The organism is Photobacterium sanguinicancri (genome assembly GCF_024346675.1).
In the GTDB taxonomy this organism is placed as follows: Bacteria; Pseudomonadota; Gammaproteobacteria; order Enterobacterales; family Vibrionaceae; genus Photobacterium; species Photobacterium sanguinicancri.
Genome location: NZ_AP024850.1, coordinates 1,326,151 through 1,345,446, shown reverse-complemented (window position 1 = coordinate 1,345,446; position 19,296 = coordinate 1,326,151). Strand labels below are relative to the sequence as shown.

The window sequence follows — 19,296 nt, the reverse complement described above, 5'->3', positions numbered from 1 at the left end:
ATATGGATTAACGTGAAGAAGTGCGATAAAGCTGATTAGCACTGCTCTTTATAATGAATGTCGCTCAAGTCACGGAGGCGTTGTGCAGCTTGCTCTGCCGTTAAGTCACGCTGGCTTTCTGCCAACATTTCATAGCCCACCATAAACTTACGAACACTGGCGCTACGCAAAAGCGGCGGATAGAACAAAGCATGCAATTGCCAATGTTCCGTTTCTTCACCCGCTTCGAAAAATGGCGCGTAATGCCACCCCATCGAATATGGGAAAGAGCACTCAAATAAGTTGTCGTAACGGCTAGTCAGTTTTTTTATGGCGACCGCTAAATCATCACGCTGTTCATCACTCAATTCGCTCATGCGGCGAATATGTGTTTTAGGCAACAGCATGGTTTCAAAAGGCCAAGCGGCCCAATAAGGCACAACCGCAATCCAATGCTCAGTTTCCACCACAGTGCGTGAACCATCTTTCATTTCTGATTCAACATAATCCACCAGCAAGTTAGTGCCTTGCTGATCAAAGTATTCTTTTAAGTACTTATCTTTGCGTTCAATTTCGTTAGGTAAGAAGCTATTTGCCCAAACCTGTCCGTGTGGGTGCGGCTGCGAGCATCCCATGGTCTCGCCTTTATTCTCAAACGCTTGCACCCAAATATAGTCTTTACCTAGCTCTTCAATTTGATCGTTCCAAGTCTCGATGACCCCACGAATCTTATCGACAGGCAACTCGGGTAATGTCTTGCTATGGTCGGGAGAGAAACAAATCACACGGCTAAGACCACGCACACCCTGAGTTTTAAATAACGGGTTATCCGATTCTGGCGCATCAGGTGAATCAGGCATCAAAGCGGCAAAGTCGTTGCCAAACACATACGTCCCTTGATAATCAGGGTTTTTATCACCTGAAATTCGGGTATTGGTCGGACACAAGAAACACTCACCATCAAAACTTGGTAACTGTGCGGTTGATGGTTTCTCATCTTGCCCGCTCCACGGACGTTTAGCACGGTGCGGTGACACCAGAATCCATTGCCCTGTCAGCGGGTTATAGCGACGGTGAGGGTGATCAACTGGATTAAATTCATTGTTCGACATTGTTCTACTCACTCTTAATAGCCTTGAGGGTTGTTTGATTGCCAGCGCCATGTGTCGGCTGTCATTTCTGCAACTGTACGTGTTGCTTGCCAGTCCAGGTCTTGTTGTGCTTTTTGTGTATCCGCCCAGCATTCAGCAATATCACCCGCACGGCGAGGACAAATCTGATAAGGAACTGCTTTTTGGCTGGCATCAGCAAATGCGTTCACCATCTCTAATACGCTGGTGCCTTTCCCTGTGCCCAAGTTGTAGATGTGTAATCCTGATTTTTCTCCTACCGCTTTTAGTGCCGCAATATGACCATCGGCTAAATCCATAACGTGAATATAATCACGAACACCAGTACCGTCTGGCGTGTTGTAATCATCACCAAAAACTGACAGTTGCTCACGACGGCCGACAGCAACTTGAGCGATAAACGGCATGAGGTTATTAGGAATACCTTGAGGGTCTTCACCCATGGTGCCTGATGGGTGAGCACCGACAGGGTTAAAGTAGCGAAGTAGCGTGATGCTCCAATCTTGTTCCGCAGTGAAGAGATCAGAGAAACATTGCTCTACCATGTACTTACTGCGCCCATAAGGGTTAGTGGTTGCACCTGTCGGGGAATCTTCAGTAATCGGCACCACTTGTGGGTCGCCGTAAACCGTTGCAGAAGAGCTAAATACGATACTTTTCACACCCGCTTTTCGCATTGAGCGTGCAAGTACTAATGAACCATTGACGTTATTATCAAAATATTCCAGAGGCTTTTCCACTGACTCACCCACGGCCTTTAAACCCGCAAAATGAATAACCGCTTGGATATCGTGCTGCGCAAAGACTGAATCAAGAAAAGTCTCATCACGAATATCACCTTGATGAAATGCAGGCTTAGTACCTGTAATCGCGTCAATACGCTGAAGAACTTCTGACTTCGCATTGGATAAGTTATCGATAATGACAGGTGTGATACCTGCTTCGATCATTTGCACACAGGTATGACTACCTATGTAGCCCATCCCGCCAGTTACCAAAACTTTCACACTCGGCCTCTCTTCATCATCCAACCTAAAAAGGTACGTTGTTAGCATGAGCAAGAGTCTAGCAATCAATGTGGATCCAATTCCGTGATCAAATACGCACTTGTGTAAACGTTTCCATAAAATACTCCATTTGATGCATTATATAGGGATATAAACAAAGTAGAATTTTACTCACATAAGAGTATATTTTAGTCACTTCATTATTTATCAATAAGTTAATGAATAATTTGCATATGTTGGCGACGTCTTAAAATTAATGATTTTTTACTAAAAAGTCGTGCAGGCGCTGTAACATGCTTTAAAATAGACAGTTTAGATATAAATCTGACGATCATCGCCACCAAGGAAAGATAAAATGGCAACACTAAAAGACATAGCAACCGAGGCTGGCGTATCTCTGGCTACTGTTTCACGGGTACTCAACGATGACCCAACGCTTTGTGTTAAAGAAGATACGAAGCATCGCATCTTAGAAATTGCGGCAAAGCTGGAATACAAAACGAGTAGTGCGAAAAAAAGCCAAGTCGCCGCCGTACCGAATCACCACTTTCTTGCTGTGTACAATTACAAGCAAGAAGCTGAAATTAATGATCCTTATTATTTATCCATTCGCCACGGACTAGAAACCCAATGCGATAAACTAGGGATCACATTAACCAGCTGCTACGAAGGTAAAATAGATAATAAGATCAGCACTATATCTGGAATATTAATGGTTGGGAAAACAACGCAACTAGTACTAAATACCGCAAAGCAAATGACAGATAACATTTGTTACCTCGACTTTAGCGATAAGAATTCAGAATTTGACTCTGTTGATATCGACCTAGCGAAAATAAGTAAAGAAGTGATCGACTTTTTCATTGCTCAAGATTTTAATCGTATCGGTTTTATTGGCGGCCAAGACCAACCAGGCACCGCCGATATCCGTGAAATCGCTTTTGCTGAGTACGGCCAATTAAAGCAAGTTGTATCCGAGCACGATCTCTATCGCGGTGACTTCTCTAGTTCATCAGGTTATGACCTTGCACTAGAAATGCTAGCAAAACCCGATCACCCACGTGCGTTATTTATTGCATCTGACTCTATTGCCATTGGTGTGGTACGTGCTTTACACGAGCATGGCCTGAAGATTCCTAATGATATTTCACTGATCAGCGTGAATGATATTCCGACAGCACGTTTTACTTTTCCACCGCTATCGACGGTGCGTATTCACTCTGAAATGATGGGAATCCAAGGGGTTAACCTCTTAGTGGAAAAAGTCAGAGATGGCCGAGCCCTTCCGTTGAAAGTCTACGTTCCCAGTAAATTAAAACTTCGTGGAACAACGAAACAAAGCTAAAAACAATCATTAAGGCACTGATTTAAGTGCCTTTTTATTATTGTTAAAACAACTCCCACTGCTATTTCACTCTGCCCTAAATGAACACACATTCGTATCAAGCCTTGCTGCAACGCCTCAGATAATTCCCTGCCCACATCACAATATACCCTCAAAGCAATGCAATCGATTTCTTTAGCTAGATCACATCACATACTAAAATCTGCTTAATTTTCGTGACCCACTTAAAGTAAAACGTTTTCACTAATTTATTTTAGTAAAAGTTTTACTAATATCTTTCCTCAGTTAAGGAGCAAACGCTCCACACATTTTGAAGCTTACTTTTTTATCCCTTGAAGCTTTCCTTCTAAGGCATTTGAAAAGTACATCGGTATATAAACCGGGAGGCAACACGTGAACAACTGGGAAAACTTCCTTCACCTACATGAGAACCGTATGGCACCGCGTGCCTACTTCTTCTCTTACGACTCAGTAAAAAGTGCGCAAACATTCCAACGAGAATTAAGCAGCCACTTTATGCAGCTTAGCGGTCAATGGAACTTTAACTTCTTCACTAATCCATTATTAGTGCCAGATACGTTCTACTCACAATTAATGACTGAGTGGAATCACATTACGGTGCCAAATATGTGGCAAATGGAAGGTCACGGTGATTTGCAGTACACCGATGAAGGTTTCCCTTTCCCTATTGATGTGCCTTTTGTTCCTTCCGACAACCCAACAGGTGCCTACCAACGTACTTTCACCCTAGGCAAAAACTGGTGCGATAAACAAACCATTATCAAATTTGATGGGGTGGAAACTTACTTTGAAGTCTATGTGAACGGCGAATATGTCGGCTTTAGTAAAGGCAGCCGCTTAACCGCTGAATTTGATATTTCACAACACGTACAGCAAGGCGAAAACTTGCTGTCTGTTCTTGTAATGCAGTGGGCAGATTCGACTTACATCGAAGATCAAGACATGTGGTGGACGGCAGGGATCTTCCGTGATGTTTACCTTATCGGTAAAGAACAAGTTCATGTTCAAGATGTAACAGTTCGCACTGACTTTGCTGACGATTACCGCAGCGCGACCCTAACTTGTATCGCGGATATTGAAAACCTAGCAAGCCCGCTAGCGTCTGGGGTTGCACTTGAATACGCACTGTTTGATCAAGGTCAGGTTGTCGCAGAAGGCTCACTCGACAGTCTAACGATTGATTCCTTCTCCAAGGTGCAATTTGCCATTGATATAGTCAGCCCAATCCATTGGACAGCTGAAAACCCTTATCTATATCAACTTGTCCTTACGCTTAAAGACAGCTCAGGCAAGGTACTTGAAATCATTCCACAGCGTGTCGGTTTCCGTGATATTAAAGTGCGTAATGGCTTGTTCTACGTCAACAACCAATACTTGATGCTACATGGTGTCAACCGCCACGATAACGACCATCTTAAAGGTCGCGCCGTCGGAATGGACCGCGTAGAAAAAGATATTGTGTTAATGAAGCAGCACAACATCAACTCAGTACGTACCGCGCACTACCCTAACGATCCTCGTTTCTACGAACTGTGTGACATCTACGGTTTATTCGTGATGGCAGAAACCGACGTTGAAACCCACGGCTTTGCCAATGTTGGCGATCTAAGCCGTATTACCAAGGATCCTGAATGGGAGGCCGTTTTTGTCGACCGCGCTGTTCGCCACGTACACGCGCAAAAGAACCACCCTTCAATCATCATGTGGTCTATGGGTAATGAGTCAGGTTACGGCTGCAATATTCACGCTATGTACGCTGCCACCAAGGCAATAGATGACACCCGCTTAGTACACTATGAAGAAGACCGTGATGCAGAAGTAGTTGATGTGATTTCGACCATGTACTCACGCGCTCAGCTGATGAACCACTTTGGTGAACACCCACATGAAAAGCCACGCATTATCTGTGAATACGCCCATGCAATGGGCAACGGCCCTGGTGGTTTAACTGAATATCAAAATGTATTCTACAAGCACGATAGTATTCAAGGCCACTACGTCTGGGAATGGTGTGATCACGGCATTTTAGCGCGTGATGAACAGGGTACTGAATTCTACAAGTACGGTGGTGATTACGGCGATTATCCGAATAACTACAACTTTTGCATGGATGGCTTAATCTACTCAGATCAAACACCAGGGCCGGGCTTAAAAGAATACAAGCAAGTGATTGCCCCAGTGAAAATCCGAGCGGTTAACGCAGCCCTAGGTCAGTTCATTGTTGAGAATAAACTTTGGTTCAGCAATCTAGATGACTACACCATCACCGCTGATATTCGCGCTGAAGGAGAAACACTGGCGAGCAGCAAGATCAAACTTGAAGACTTGGCTGCAAACTCTGAGCGTGACATTCACATTAGGCTACCAGAACTTGATGAGCGTGAAGTTTTCGTTAATTTCACTGTCCGCAAAGACACCCGCACGCTGTATAGCGAAGCAAACCACGACATCGCGATTTACCAATATGCCGTCAAAAAAAATACCGCTCAGTTACCTGTCTTTACCAACCTCAATGCAACCGAGCTAGAGATAAAAGAAAGCCGATTGGATTACACCATCACAGGGCAAAACTTCGCGCTGAATTTCTCAAAAATCAACGGCAAGTTGGCCTCTTGGCTGGTTAATGGCGAAGAGCTCATTGCCTCAGCCCCTAAGCTGAACTTCTTCAAACCTATGGTTGATAACCACAAGCAAGAACACGAAGGACTCTGGGAGCCTGCTCATCTACAAATCATGCAAGAACATTTCCGCAGCCTTGAAGTTGAGCAGGTTAATGGCGCAGTTGAAATCACAACCACCAGCATTATCGCACCGCCGGTGTTCGACTTTGGGATGCGCTGTACCTACCGCTACCAAATTAACGCCGAAGGCCAACTAAATGTTGAGCTAAGTGGTGAGCGCTATGGTGATTACCCGCATGTTATTCCTGTTATCGGTTTAGATTTGGGCATTAATGGCCAGTTCGATCAAGTGAACTACTACGGTCGCGGGCCTGAAGAAAACTACCAAGACAGCAAGCAAGCCAACATGATCGATGTTTATCAATCAACGGTTGCTGACATGTTCGAGAACTACCCATTCCCACAAAATAACGGCAATCGTCAGCACGTGCGCTGGGCAGCGCTTACCAACCGAAGCGGTGCCGGCATCTTGGTAAAACCTCAACAAGAAATCAACGTCAGTGCATGGTTTTACACCAACCAAAACCTGCACCAAGCGCAACACACTATCGAACTAGAGAAAAGCGGCTATATCACGCTAAATCTCGATCACCAAGTCATGGGCTTAGGGTCTAACTCTTGGGGGAGCGAGGTGCTCGATTCATATCGCGTTTACATGGATAGCTTCCGTTATGGCCTAACGTTATTACCGCTTCAAACAGGTGATTGCAGCGCAAATGCAATGGCGCAGCATGACTTTGGTAATGTTTTTTTCAGCCAACCCTCTCTTTCTTCCACTAGCAGCAACGAGGCCTAAACCATGATCGTGTTAGAGAGCTTAGAACAATTCAAAACAGTATATCGCGCAGGACGTAAATGGAATCGTTGTGTCGAAGCCATAGAGAACATTGGCAATATCAAAGATGGCGTGATGCATTCTATTGGTGATTCTTTGGTGTACATGATCCACAGCCAAACATCAGCCACACCCGCTTCAGTAAACGCAGAATACTTCGAAGGTAACCGTCGTTATTTCGATGTGCATTACTACCTTGAAGGCAGTGAAACCATCGAATTTGCAGACAAGAATGCGTTAACTCAAATCACAGCTTATAGCGATGAAACCGACCGAGAATACCTTCAAGGTCGAGGAGAAAGTCGTGAGCTGCACCAAGGTCAAGTCGTCGTTTTTGATAACAGCAAAGCCTACCGTTTTCATGGCGATAACCAAGCAGAAAAACGCGTACGCAAAGTGGTGCTTAAAGTCACCATCGAAGACGGCTACTTCTTAAATAAATAATAAAAACCGGAATAAACATCCGGAAATAAACAACAAGAGAGGGACTGCAGTCACAGCACTGTAAGCCCCTCCTCACCTACAATCAACGTGATCCATCGGAGATATCAGATGTCTGATACTAAACGTAATACGATAGGCAAATTCGGCTTGCTATCACTCACATTTGCGGCTGTATTCAGCTTCAACAATGTGATAAACAACAACATCGAAATCGGTTTATCCTCTGCGCCAATGTTTTTCTTGGCAACGATTTTTTACTTCATACCTTTCTGTTTGATTATTGCAGAGTTTGTTTCTCTGAATAAAGATTCAGAAGCAGGTGTATACGCTTGGGTAAAAAGTTCACTAGGTGGTCGCTGGGCATTTATTTCAGCCTATACCTACTGGTTCGTTAACCTGTTCTTCTTTACCACTTTACTGCCACGCGTTATTGCCTATGCGTCATACGCCTTCTTAGGGTACGAATACATACTTACGCCATTTACCACAACAGCGCTCAGTATGGTGTTATTCGCCTTCGCCACCTACGTATCAACCAACGGTGCAAAACTACTGGGGCCAATCACCTCTGTAACATCATCGTTAATGTTGTTATTAACCATGTCTTACATTCTACTTTCTGGTGCTGCACTGTTAGGTGGCGTGCAACCCGCCGACCCTATTACAGTTGACGCTATGATCCCTGAATTTAACTGGGCATTCCTTGGCATAACGACATGGATTTTCATGGCGGCTGGCGGTGCGGAATCGGTCGCGGTTTACGTTAACGACGTGAAAGGTGGTTCTAAGTCTTTTGTAAAGGTGATCATAATCGCGGGTATCTTCATTGGTGTGCTTTACTCTGTCGCTTCTGTACTGATCAACGTATTCGTACCAAGTGAAACCCTAAAATACACAGGCGGTTCAGTTCAAGTATTTGAAGGCTTAGCCACTTATTTTGGTCTGCCAGAAGTCATGATGAACCGCTTTGTTGGCTTGGTATCATTCACTGCAATGTTCGGTTCACTGCTGATGTGGACAGCAACGCCAGTTAAAATCTTCTTCTCTGAAATCCCAGCAGGTATCTTCGGTAAGAAAACGGTAGAGCTAAATGAAAACGGTGTACCTGCACGTGCAGCTTGGATTCAATTTTTAATCGTTATTCCGTTGATGATCATCCCGACAATGGGCTCGAACACAGCACAAGACTTAATGAATACTGTCATCAATATGACCGCTGCGGCATCTATGTTACCGCCACTGTTCATTATGATTGCTTACCTGAACTTACGTTTGAAATTGGATCACCTAGAGCGTGATTTCAAGATGGGTTCACGTACAACTGGGATTGTTCTAGTGTCGATTCTGATTGGCATCTTCACTGTTGGCTTCCTTGCTTCAACCTTCCCAACAGGCGCAGACATCATGACGATCATTTTCTACAACGTGGGCGGCATTGTTATCTTCCTTGGCTTTGCTTGGTGGAAGTACAACCAATATATCAAGTCGCTAAACCAAGCTGACCGTATGGTAGAAGAACAACCTACAGTACAAGCGGTGCAGGCTGAAGCACAATAATCACTGCTAAGCCTATCGCGCCCAGATCAACATAAAAAGTAAAAAGGATGGTGACCACACCATCCTTTTTTATTTGCTGAAAGCTACGTAATAAACCAACTCACTCTATACCATAAGACTGAATAAAAACGGCCGTCAGCGTATCCACTTTTTGATGCAATGCTTCACCCTTTAGCTCGGCATCCAAATTCATTATTTGCGGCCAAAAGAATAAGCCTTGAAACAAGCTAACATAGACATCCGTCATGAGTTTAGGATCTTCATCTTTTAACCGCCCCGCTTCTACAGCCGCACTGAACCATTGGGTAATTGCACGAATACTATAGATATTATTGATTAGATTTTTTGCCATTTCAGGTTGGCGTAAAAACTCAATCACTATGGTGCGGGCTAATGAGATGCCATAAGATTTGTAGAGCACATCAATCTCTTTGTAAGCCAGTGATTTGAGTTGGTCTTCTGTCGTTTTATCGTGCTCAAATTGGTAACAAACACTCTCGTTAACCGTATCATTGATGATGGTTAACACTGACTCAAACAGTATTTCTTTACTTTCAAAATGACGATAAAGCGTTCGCTTCGAGACTTCCGCAGAAGCTGTAATTCTGTCCATATTGGCAGCGAGAAAACCATTCTCAATAAATTCAGCCTTCGCAGCATTAATAATATCAAGATGCTTTTGCTGTGATCTTGTTAGTTTTTTTTCCATATCCCCCCCGAATCAATCACGCTAGTTTACAGTCTGCAACACAAAAGTACACTACGGAGTTTACTTTGAGGTATTTACGTATAAAATAAACTCCAGAGTTTACTTTTTAGCAAGGTATCTCTTGAGCAGTAAACACTTTGCTTTTCCTATTAATCGCTCTTTCATGAGGACTGAGTCAATGCGCTCGACAGCTTCAACATTACTGTTAATTAAAAAAACGGCCATCGCGGTAAGTATCGCTATTGGTTCAATACTAATTTCTGGCTGTGATGCCAATGAAGCTCCACAAAACATCATCAGCACAAGTACAGTCAGACCTGCGCTGACTGAAGTGCTTTCGCACAGTACCAATGCGAAATTGACCTTTAACGGGGTGGTACGTTCGACTCAACGTGCTGATCTTGCGTTTCGATTAAGCGGACGAGTGATCGACGTACTTGTGCATGAAGGGCAGCAAGTCAAAAAAGGGCAGTTATTAGCACAATTAGATCCTCGAGATGCTAAAACTGCACTCGACTCTGCGCATTTTGAATTTAAAAACAGTGAAGCAGAGTACACGCGTGGAAAAGCAATTTACGACAAAAGCCAAGCTATCGCTAAAAGTGATCTAGACACATTACGCACCCGATATAATGTCGCAAAAAATCGCTTAACCGATGCAAAACGTCAGTTGGAGTACACCCAATTACTCGCGCCTTTTGACGGCATTATTGGCCGTAAGATGGTTGATAATCATGTACAAATTCAAGCAAACAGCCCTGTATTAACAGTACATAATATTAATGATTTAGAAGTCCTGATTAATATCCCAGACAGTGTCATGCTGGGTGATTTAAAAGGATCAAAAGCATTAGCTCAAATTAGTGCGCTGCGTAATGAAACCTTTCCATTAGTATTAAGTACTTATGGAACCCAAGCCGATCCTGTGACTCAGACTTATCCCGTGGTGCTGACCTTTGAAGACCTGCGTGGTTTTAATGTGTTACCGGGCATGGCTGTTAAAGTTGTGCCAGTTTACCCTACAGATCAAGCACAAGCCGCAGCACTGATCACTGTACCACTGACTGCAGTGGTTCCAGATAACCAAGGTGGGCAGTTTGTATGGGTTGTCGACCAAGATAATCAAGTCCACCAAAGACCCGTAACTGCTGGCACACTCAACGCAAACCGAATTGTGATTAAGGCTGGTTTACACGCAGGTGAGCGCATCGTTATTGCCGGTGTTTCAAGCTTAAAAGAAGGCATGAAAGTGAAACCTTACACTGACAAACTCGCTGCGAACGTTGAGGGCTAAAGCATGGATATCGCACGTTACACCATCGCCAAACGTACCTCGGTTTGGGTGCTTATTACTTTAATCTTATTGGGTGGATACCTCAGTTATTTAAAGCTGGGCCGCTTTGAAGATCCTGAATTTGTTATTCGACAAGCCGTCATTAATACGCCCTACTCTGGCGCAACAGCACAAGAAGTGTCTGACGAAGTCACCGATGTGATTGAAGGTGCAGTTCAATCGCTTCAAGAACTCAAAGAAGTAAAGTCTGTCTCTAAGCAAGGCATGTCTGAAGTCACTGTTGAAATCAAACTTGAGTTTGCCAATAGCCAAGCGGCACTCCAACAAGTATGGGATAAACTTCGTCGTAAGATTGGCGATGTTCAACGCCAGTTACCCCCAGGTGCTGGTACTTCGATAGTGAATGATGACTTTTCTGATGTCTACGCACTCTTTTTTTCGGTGACTGGAGAAGGCTTTACTGACAAGCAGTTGCAAGACTATGTCGATGAGTTACGTCGTGAGCTAGTGCTAGTACCTGGTGTTGCCAAAACAGCCACATTGGGCGAGCGCCAAGAGACCATCTTTGTTGAAATGTCTGGCGAACGAATGGCTAAATTTGGTGTTTCAGCTGAAAAAGTTTACCAAGTGCTGCAAAAGCAAAACATGGTGACAGTTGCGGGCAGTATTGAAACTGATGCCATGCGCATACCTGTCATTCCAAGCGCTAATGTAGATTCATTTAATGATCTCATTAATATGCAGGTGAGCCTTGGTGACAATAACGCAGTGCTACGTTTAGGCGATATTGCAACCGTCACTCGTGGTTACCAAGAACCTAGCACCATGATGGTTCGATACAATGGTCAGCGTGCTGTCGGTTTTGGTATTTCTAACGTAACAGGCGGTAACGTGGTTGATATGGGTGATGCGGTAAAAGCCCGTATCGCTGAGTTAGAAAACCAACGCCCGCTTGGCATAGAGCTGAATGTTATCTCCATGCAGTCAGATTCGGTGCGCGACTCGGTCACTAACTTCATCGATAACTTAATCGCTGCAGTTGTAATTGTATTTATTGTACTGTTGCTGTTTATGGGTGTGCGCTCAGGGATCATCATAGGTTTTGTTCTGCTTCTTACGGTTGCTGGCACTTTGTGCATCATGCTGATTGAAGACATTGCCATGCAGCGGATCTCACTCGGTGCGCTGATCATTGCACTGGGGATGTTGGTTGATAATGCGATTGTTGTCACCGATGGTATTTTAGTGCGTCTGCAAACCACACCCGATGATAGCCGTGACGAGATAGTGTCCGATGTAGTTAACGCTACAAAATGGCCGCTGTTAGGTGGTACCGTTGTCGGTATTTGTGCATTCAGTGCAATCGGATTATCACCATCAGATATGGGTGAATACGCAGGTTCACTGTTTTGGGTGATCCTCTACTCTATGCTTTTAAGCTGGGTATTTGCAGTTACGATTACCCCTATGCTGTGCTACGACTTTTTGAAAGTAAAACCCGTCGATGCCGAAGCGCCTGTCGGGCGGATCAATCACGGCTACCGTCAATTACTAACATGGGTTATTAAGCATAGGTTGGTTAGCTTGAGCTTATTGTTAGTGGTGCTGTTTACTGCCGTTTATGGCGTTCGTTACATTCCACCGGGTTTTATGCCGGAATCGCAACGAGCACAGTTTGTGGTTGATGTGTATTTGCCACAAGGCTCTGACATTAAACGTACTGAGCAAACCATCGCGGAGATTGAACAAGACGTTAAACAAAAAGCAGGCATTACCAACATCACCAGTTTTGTCGGTGGTGGCGGCTTACGCTTTATGCTGACCTACGCACCAGAAGCGCGTAACCCAAGCTATGGCCAGCTGTTGATTGATATTGATGACTATCAAAATATCGCGCCATTACTGGTTGAGCTACAAGATGAGCTTGATGAAAAATACACCGATGCCTCCATCAAAGTATGGAAATTCATGCTAGGCCGCGGTGGCGGTAAAAAGATTGAGGCTGGTTTTAAAGGTCCTGATAGTGCGGTATTACGTCAGCTAGCAGAACAAGCGAAAGCGATTATGCTCAATGACGATCAACTGATCGCGGTACAAGATGATTGGCGTCAACAAGTGCCAGTGCTACGCCCTCGTTACTCAGAACAAAAAGCACAACAGTTTGGATTAACCACTCAAGAAATAAACCAAGCTATTGCACAAACGTTATCTGGCCGCCATGTCGGTGTTTACCGTGAAGGTAATGACTTAATCCCGATTGTTGCCCGCTCACCAGAAACCGAGCGTAATCATCAGCGAGCGATTGAAAATACCGAGGTCTACAGCCATGTCGCTGGTGGCTTTGTTTCAGTCAGCCAATTAATTGAATCGACGGATGTAGTTTGGGAAGATGCGATTTTACGTCGTATCAATAGAATGCCGACCATTTTGGTACAAGCCGATCCCGCGCCCGGTGTATTAACAGCAGACGCGTTTAATCAGCTTCGTCCACACATAGAGGCAATTGAACTGCCATCAGGCTATGAGTTGATTTGGTATGGGGAATACAAGGCGTCTAAAGATGCGAACGAAGGACTCGTGATTTCTGCACCTTATGGATTTGCAGCAATGATCTTAGCTGTCATCTTCATGTTTAATGCCATTCGCCAGCCCTTGGTTATTTGGTTAACAGCACCGCTGGCGATTATTGGTGTTACCGTGGGCTTAGTTGTGTTCCAAACACCATTTGAGTTTATGGCGATACTTGGTTTCTTGAGCTTGATCGGCATGATGGTAAAAAATGCCATTGTATTGGTAGACCAAGCAGATGCAGAAGTCCGCGAGGGTAAATTGCCTTATCACGCGATTATCGACGCGTCGTTAAGCCGAGCAAGGCCAGTATTATTGGGCGCATTAACCACGATTCTAGGGGTTGCTCCCTTACTGGTTGACCCTTTCTTCAAGAGCATGGCGGTCACCATCATGTTTGGTTTGTTGTTTGCGACAATCCTAACTTTGGTTGTGATCCCACTCTTCTATGCCATGTTCTTTAGGGTTAAGGCTATAGAGGAATAAGCTAAAACGTTAAAAATCAAAAAGGAGCGTTAATACGCTCCTTTTATTATTGATAACTTAGAACATCAGCTTACGTATATCGGCCCACCAAACGATGTGACTGGTGGCGCTTCACCTTTGAATTTTTCAAACTCAACAATGACCGTGTTGGCACTGGTCGCTTGGGCTAATTGTGACGAGCCAATATCTTGAGTGAGCGTATTCGGATCGCCATAGGTATCAAGCGCCCCTACTTTCTCATTCACAGGGCCATACCATGCCCCTTCATGAATACGAATCACCCCACGAGGATAGTTATCAGATACGCGTGCCCCTGCCAGTAACTGACCACGATCGTTATACACCCGCACTATATCGCCATCACTAATACCGCGCTCTTTGGCATCTTCAGGGTTGATATAAACAGGCTCTCGCCCTTGCACTGTGTAGGTTTCACGGTATTTTTCTGATTCACACATCTGTGAGTGTAAACGCTGATCTGGGTGGCACGATTGCAACCAAATAGGGAATTTATCTGAGCTTGGTCCACCGTGTGAACGCTCTGATTTTTCAAACCACATTGGATGCCCTTGGCAATACTCGTAACCGTAACGGTCGATCTTACGGCTAAAGATCTCAATAAACCCAGAAGGCGTGCCTAGTGGATTGATCTCTGGATCTTCACGGAAAGCCGCGTGACGGACAAAGTTGGTCCCTTCACCAAATTCAAACAAGCCCTTCTTCCAGAACTCATCAAATTCCGGCATTTTATACTTGGCTTTGTTGGCCTCACGACACTCGTTGTAGAGCTGATGTAGCCACTCCATTTCGTTCATACCACGGGTATATTCTTTTGCCCGACCAAAACGTTCACACAGTTCGGTGAAGATTTGGAAATCTGTTTTCGATTGATATAACGGATCCACCAGCTTGTGCATCGCCAAAATACCTGATGCAGAATAGGCTCCATACAAGTCAATATCGTTACGCTCAAACTGAGTACAGGCGGGTAATACGATGTCTGAGAAGCGACAGGTTGCCGTCCATGCAAACTCGATGGTGACAACAGTTTGTAATTTCTGGAAGGCGGTTTTCATCCGGTTTCGATCTTGGTGATGATGCCATGGATTGCATCCACTAATAACCACCATTTTAGGGTCGGGGAAGGTCACTTTAGCGCCGTTGTATTTGATCTCTTTGCCCGGTTCTAAAATCGCATCAATCCAGCGCGCGACAGGGATGGTACTGCTATACCCTTTAAAATCGGTGCTGTCCCACTTAGGTTTTTGGCCTTCATCGACATTACGAGGGAAACCACCAGGCCCTGATGCTCCCGTTGGTGGGATACCGACACCGCTGTAATGGTGGGAATACGAAACGCCACCACCCGGTAAGCCAATTTGCCCGATCATCGCCGCCAATACTGCCCCCATCCAATAGGGTTGTTCACCGTGTTGCTGACGCTGGATCGCCCAACCAAATATCAGTTGCGTACGCCCTTTCACTAACAAGCGGGCAAATTCACGGATATCATCAGCTTTAACACCACAGATAGGCTCTGCCCATTCAGGCGTTTTCTCCACTTTATCTTTAGTTTTACCTTCGACATAAGGAATGAACTCATCAAATCCTAACGCATAGGTTTCGATGAATTTCTTGTCGTATAGATCTTCTTTATAAAGGGTATGAGCGATCGCCAGCATGAAGGCGACATCCGATTGAGGATTCACATAGATCTGATCACTGTTAAAGTAATTTTGGCTTTTGGATTTAACAGGATCGACCGAGATCACTTTGATCTCACCTTTGGCAACCTTCTCTTTTAGCTGCTCATAGTACTCATACGAACCATGTGTTTCACACTGCCAACCTACTTGGGTGTTCTTTATAGGATCATTCGCCCACAGCACAACAACATTGGTATTATCTAAGATCTCAGGCCACGATGTACCTTGTGCATAAACCTCTGTTGACCCAAGTACGTAAGGCAAAATAGTTTGCCCTGCTCCTGTAGAGTAATCCCCTACTTTCTTAATGAAGTTACCGTGCATACCTACGGCACGTTGCATGTGCGTGGTACAACTGTGAAACTGCCCGGTTTGTCGCCAACCGGTTTGCCCTGCTAACAACGCCCACGGCCCGTAGTCTTTTTGTACTCGTTCAAGTTCTTGGTAAAATAAATCTAACGCTTCATCCCATGTCACTCGAATGAAACGGTTATTACCGCGGGTATCGCCGCTGTACTTGTGTTTCTTTAGCCAATCAAGCCGTACCATAGGGTAACGAACCCGTGATGGACTATAGATGATCCCTTTAATACCTTTGAGCATATCGCTTGGATATTTATCAAATTCCAGCGCTTTCAGTTCTTGTACTTTACCGTTATAAATTTTGGCGCGAAATGCTCCCCAGTGAGAGCCCGATACTTTCCACACACCATCGGCAGCATACGGCGAAACCTCTTCTGCCGCCTGAGCGGCTTGCATCAATAAACTAGGCCCAATCACTGACGCAGCTGAGGTCGTCGCGAGCCCTTTCAAAAAATTACGTCGACTTAGAGACATAGCTTAATCCCTCTGTGCATTAGTGATTACCATCAGCAAAATCTGATGAGTGTTTTTGAAGATATTTCAGAACCAAGGCTTCACTATCGTGATCAAGATTCACAAACGCGAGCATACCGTTAAACATACCAGGCCATGTATTGGCATCGAAATGCGCTTCTTCTGGCTGGGTATGACAAACACTACAGTTGGTGTTGTATGCAGATTTTGTTTCACTCCAAATCTCATCAACATTGGCTAACATCGATTCTTTTGGCATCCACAATTTCACAGATACACGCTGCCAAGGCAGACCTGTTAGATCATCTTCTTTCTCTTCAAATTTCTCGACTAAGCCTTCACTCTGTGCTGCTTCTTTGCTTAGTGCTGCCGTTGGGATATTCATACCAAAGTCTTCATTAATAACGCGACCAAAACCTTTCGTTTTACGCCAACCATTAATTTCAACTTGAATAGCTTTATCTGTTACCGCAACCACTTTCACTTCTGATGCTGGGTTTAATTGACCGCCATCTTTAGTCATGGCTTCATCTTCAAACATTGGAAGGAAACGAACACTGAAGTAGTTATTACCTTCGGAGTATTGGGTGTTCTGCGCTTTGGCAACCAATTGATCCACCATGCCGCCCGATGCTTCCATATTCCCGGGTAATTGGTGCGCAATCCCTTTATGACAATCGATACAGCTTTGGTCACGTTCAGCCGCTTGCTTCATTTGAGAACGCGCCCGATCGGACATAAGATCCCAATCCATACTGTCGTAGTTATGGCAACTTTTACATTCCATCGAACCATTAGCGGCAAACCGTTTCCATTCATGGTTCGCTAATTCAAGGCGTTTTTCTAAAAATTTTTCGCGCGTGTCTATCGTGCCAAAAATGGCCCCAAAGACCTCTTTACTGGCTTGCATTTTACGTGCAATTTTATCTGTCCAGTTATGTGGCACATGGCAATCAGGACACGTTGCTCGTACCCCTGAATGATTCGACCAGTGAACCGTTGACTGTAATTCTACGTATACATTGTCACGCATTTCATGACAGCCAATACAAAACTCTTCCGTGTTGGTGTGCTCAAGGGCTGTGTTAAATCCACCCCAGAAAATCACACCCGCAACAAAGCCACCGAGTGTTAATACACCGAGGCTAATATGTACTGCTGGACGCCAGAACGTCATCCACAGTTTTTTTATCGTATTCATCATAGTTACCTACCTTATCGTTTACTGTGAATGGGAAAACTTAGCCATGGCCTGGAGGACCAAGGAAAAAGATTTGTAACATCCAAACGATAAAGCCATAACCGCCGACAAGGGCGACGGCTAAGATAGGGAATAGAAAGACGGTTATAAAAATAAACGATCGCCATTCGTACTTGCCACGTTCTTCTTCTTTAAGCGGTTCTTGATTACTCATGCTCACATCCTTTTTTTATTCACCTACCTCTTTAGATGTAATAGAGAGGAGGCCTATCTACGAAAGTATAGTTAAGGAATTCTGAACGATTGAGTAGCACGTAAATAATTCTGCTTTCATCACATTAATGACAAAGTTTTGCCCCTAATCATTAAGCCTTACTCAAATAACAGGCACAAAAAAGCCACCGTAGTAACGGTGGCTTTTAAAGCAGTATTTAAGAAGGGGTTACTTCATGCTATCGGTTACAACGATGCGCTATAAATCGTTTGATTCTGCTTATAGAGTTCTAAACGTTTCGAGAACTTAGTAATACGCTGATTGTCTTTGCCTTCAAGTTTGCTTAAGGCAACTTGCTGCGCTTTTACTGCATCGTTAAATTCACCACACGCAGCATAAGCAGCTGCAAGGTTATCGTAATCACCGGCATCATTCGAGGCAGAGCGTTTAATAATCTGCTTCGCTAACTTAAGTGCACGTTCTCCATCGCGTTGCTCTTTATCTGAACATGTCGCGTATAGCCATACTAAGTTGCGCTTAGAATCCATCGACCCTGCATTTGACGCGTCATTAAACCATTTAATGGCATTAGCACAATCTGTTTTACCTGTGCCACCACCAGAAGCATAGAAATGACCCAATTCAACCATGGCTGGGACAGAGCCTTCATTCGCTGCTTTGGTATACCACTCAATTGCTTTTTGATTATCGCGGGGTAAACCACGGCCATTTTTAAATAAATCACCAATCATCGCTTGTACTGCAGGTGTCTCATCCGCCGCTTTTTTTAGCCAATACATACCTTTCAGTGGATCTGCCTTTAGACCATTACTTCCTTCTATATATGCACGACCAAGAAACAGCTGCATATTTTTATCGCCTTGTTCGGCTTCAAGCTCTACATACTTAAGAGTGGATAATAAGTGGTTATCTGGCGCTGTTGTTACAGAAGCATGCGCTGATGCGATGCCATACCCTGTTGCGGCAAAACCAAACATCGCACCGATAACAACATTTTTTAAAGTCATAACTGCTGGCATAAAACGTTCTCTCAAGTTGCTTGTCTCAAAAATCTTGGAAATGAATTTATCTATTGAGTGATTAAAAAACAACCACTTTAATGTAGGCATGAATGTCTACATTGACTAACAATTCGCAGTTAAGCTTGTCTGGTCAGGGAGTTATTATCGATATATGAAGAGAAATAAAGTGCTAGTAATGAGAGATTGATCGTACATAAATGACTAGTCTAGCCCCTATTCTTGAATTTAAGCTGAATAAA

At 44.3% G+C, this 19,296-nt stretch carries 13 protein-coding genes; 6 read left to right on the top strand and 7 right to left on the bottom strand.

All coding sequences use genetic code 11. The features are described from left to right. Positions 1-35: 35 nt before the first annotated feature. On the bottom strand, positions 36-1,091 hold the full coding sequence (locus tag OCU87_RS06450; protein WP_261858037.1) for a UDP-glucose--hexose-1-phosphate uridylyltransferase: 1,056 nt from the start codon (positions 1,089-1,091) through the stop codon (positions 36-38). 14 nt (positions 1,092-1,105) lie between these two features. Continuing rightward, positions 1,106-2,116 carry a UDP-glucose 4-epimerase GalE gene (gene galE, locus OCU87_RS06445; RefSeq protein ID WP_261858036.1) on the bottom strand — a complete coding sequence of 337 codons (1,011 nt, stop codon included), beginning with the start codon at positions 2,114-2,116 and terminating at the stop codon, positions 1,106-1,108. Between the two features lie 355 nt (positions 2,117-2,471). Here galE and ebgR point away from each other — a divergent pair, with 355 nt between their 5' ends. The 4 genes from ebgR to OCU87_RS06425 all read left to right on the top strand — a co-directional run bounded on the left by ebgR (position 2,472) and on the right by OCU87_RS06425 (position 8,999). Continuing rightward, positions 2,472-3,461, top strand: coding sequence for a transcriptional regulator EbgR (gene ebgR, locus OCU87_RS06440; protein ID WP_261858035.1), 990 nt, complete (start codon positions 2,472-2,474; stop codon positions 3,459-3,461). A gap of 393 nt (positions 3,462-3,854) precedes the next feature. Next, positions 3,855-6,959 carry a beta-galactosidase subunit alpha gene (gene ebgA, locus OCU87_RS06435; RefSeq protein ID WP_261858034.1) on the top strand — a complete coding sequence of 1,035 codons (3,105 nt, stop codon included), beginning with the start codon at positions 3,855-3,857 and terminating at the stop codon, positions 6,957-6,959. A gap of 3 nt (positions 6,960-6,962) precedes the next feature. After that, entirely contained in the window at positions 6,963-7,442 is a 480-nt protein-coding gene (locus OCU87_RS06430; protein WP_062688734.1) for a beta-galactosidase subunit beta, read from the top strand. A gap of 108 nt (positions 7,443-7,550) precedes the next feature. Continuing rightward, on the top strand, positions 7,551-8,999 hold the full coding sequence (locus tag OCU87_RS06425) for an amino acid permease (protein ID WP_261858033.1): 1,449 nt from the start codon (positions 7,551-7,553) through the stop codon (positions 8,997-8,999). Positions 9,000-9,099: 100 nt separating this feature from the next. On the opposite strand, the gene OCU87_RS06420 is transcribed toward OCU87_RS06425, so the two are convergent. Beyond that, on the bottom strand, positions 9,100-9,708 hold the full coding sequence (locus OCU87_RS06420) for a TetR/AcrR family transcriptional regulator (RefSeq protein WP_062688733.1): 609 nt from the start codon (positions 9,706-9,708) through the stop codon (positions 9,100-9,102). 178 nt (positions 9,709-9,886) lie between these two features. Between OCU87_RS06420 and OCU87_RS06415 the strand changes: the two genes are divergently transcribed. After that, positions 9,887-11,002: an efflux RND transporter periplasmic adaptor subunit gene (locus OCU87_RS06415; protein WP_062688731.1), complete on the top strand. Its 1,116-nt coding sequence runs from the start codon at positions 9,887-9,889 to the stop codon at positions 11,000-11,002. Positions 11,003-11,005: 3 nt separating this feature from the next. Continuing rightward, complete coding sequence (locus tag OCU87_RS06410) at positions 11,006-14,056, top strand: efflux RND transporter permease subunit (protein WP_261858032.1); 3,051 nt, start codon at positions 11,006-11,008, stop codon at positions 14,054-14,056. A 65-nt stretch (positions 14,057-14,121) separates the two neighbouring features. On the opposite strand, the gene torA is transcribed toward OCU87_RS06410, so the two are convergent. The 4 genes from torA to OCU87_RS06390 form a co-directional block, all read right to left on the bottom strand. Continuing rightward, on the bottom strand, positions 14,122-16,599 hold the full coding sequence (gene torA / locus OCU87_RS06405; RefSeq protein ID WP_261858031.1) for a trimethylamine-N-oxide reductase TorA: 2,478 nt from the start codon (positions 16,597-16,599) through the stop codon (positions 14,122-14,124). 19 nt (positions 16,600-16,618) lie between these two features. Further along, the gene (gene torC / locus OCU87_RS06400) at positions 16,619-17,803 is read right to left on the bottom strand and encodes a pentaheme c-type cytochrome TorC (RefSeq protein ID WP_094955791.1); all 1,185 of its coding nucleotides are present in this window, start codon (positions 17,801-17,803) and stop codon (positions 16,619-16,621) included. Between the two features lie 37 nt (positions 17,804-17,840). Continuing rightward, positions 17,841-18,014: a trimethylamine N-oxide reductase system protein TorE gene (gene torE / locus OCU87_RS06395; RefSeq protein ID WP_062688727.1), complete on the bottom strand. Its 174-nt coding sequence runs from the start codon at positions 18,012-18,014 to the stop codon at positions 17,841-17,843. A gap of 245 nt (positions 18,015-18,259) precedes the next feature. Then, entirely contained in the window at positions 18,260-19,054 is a 795-nt protein-coding gene (locus OCU87_RS06390) for a tetratricopeptide repeat protein (RefSeq protein WP_062688725.1), read from the bottom strand. Positions 19,055-19,296 lie beyond the last annotated feature (242 nt).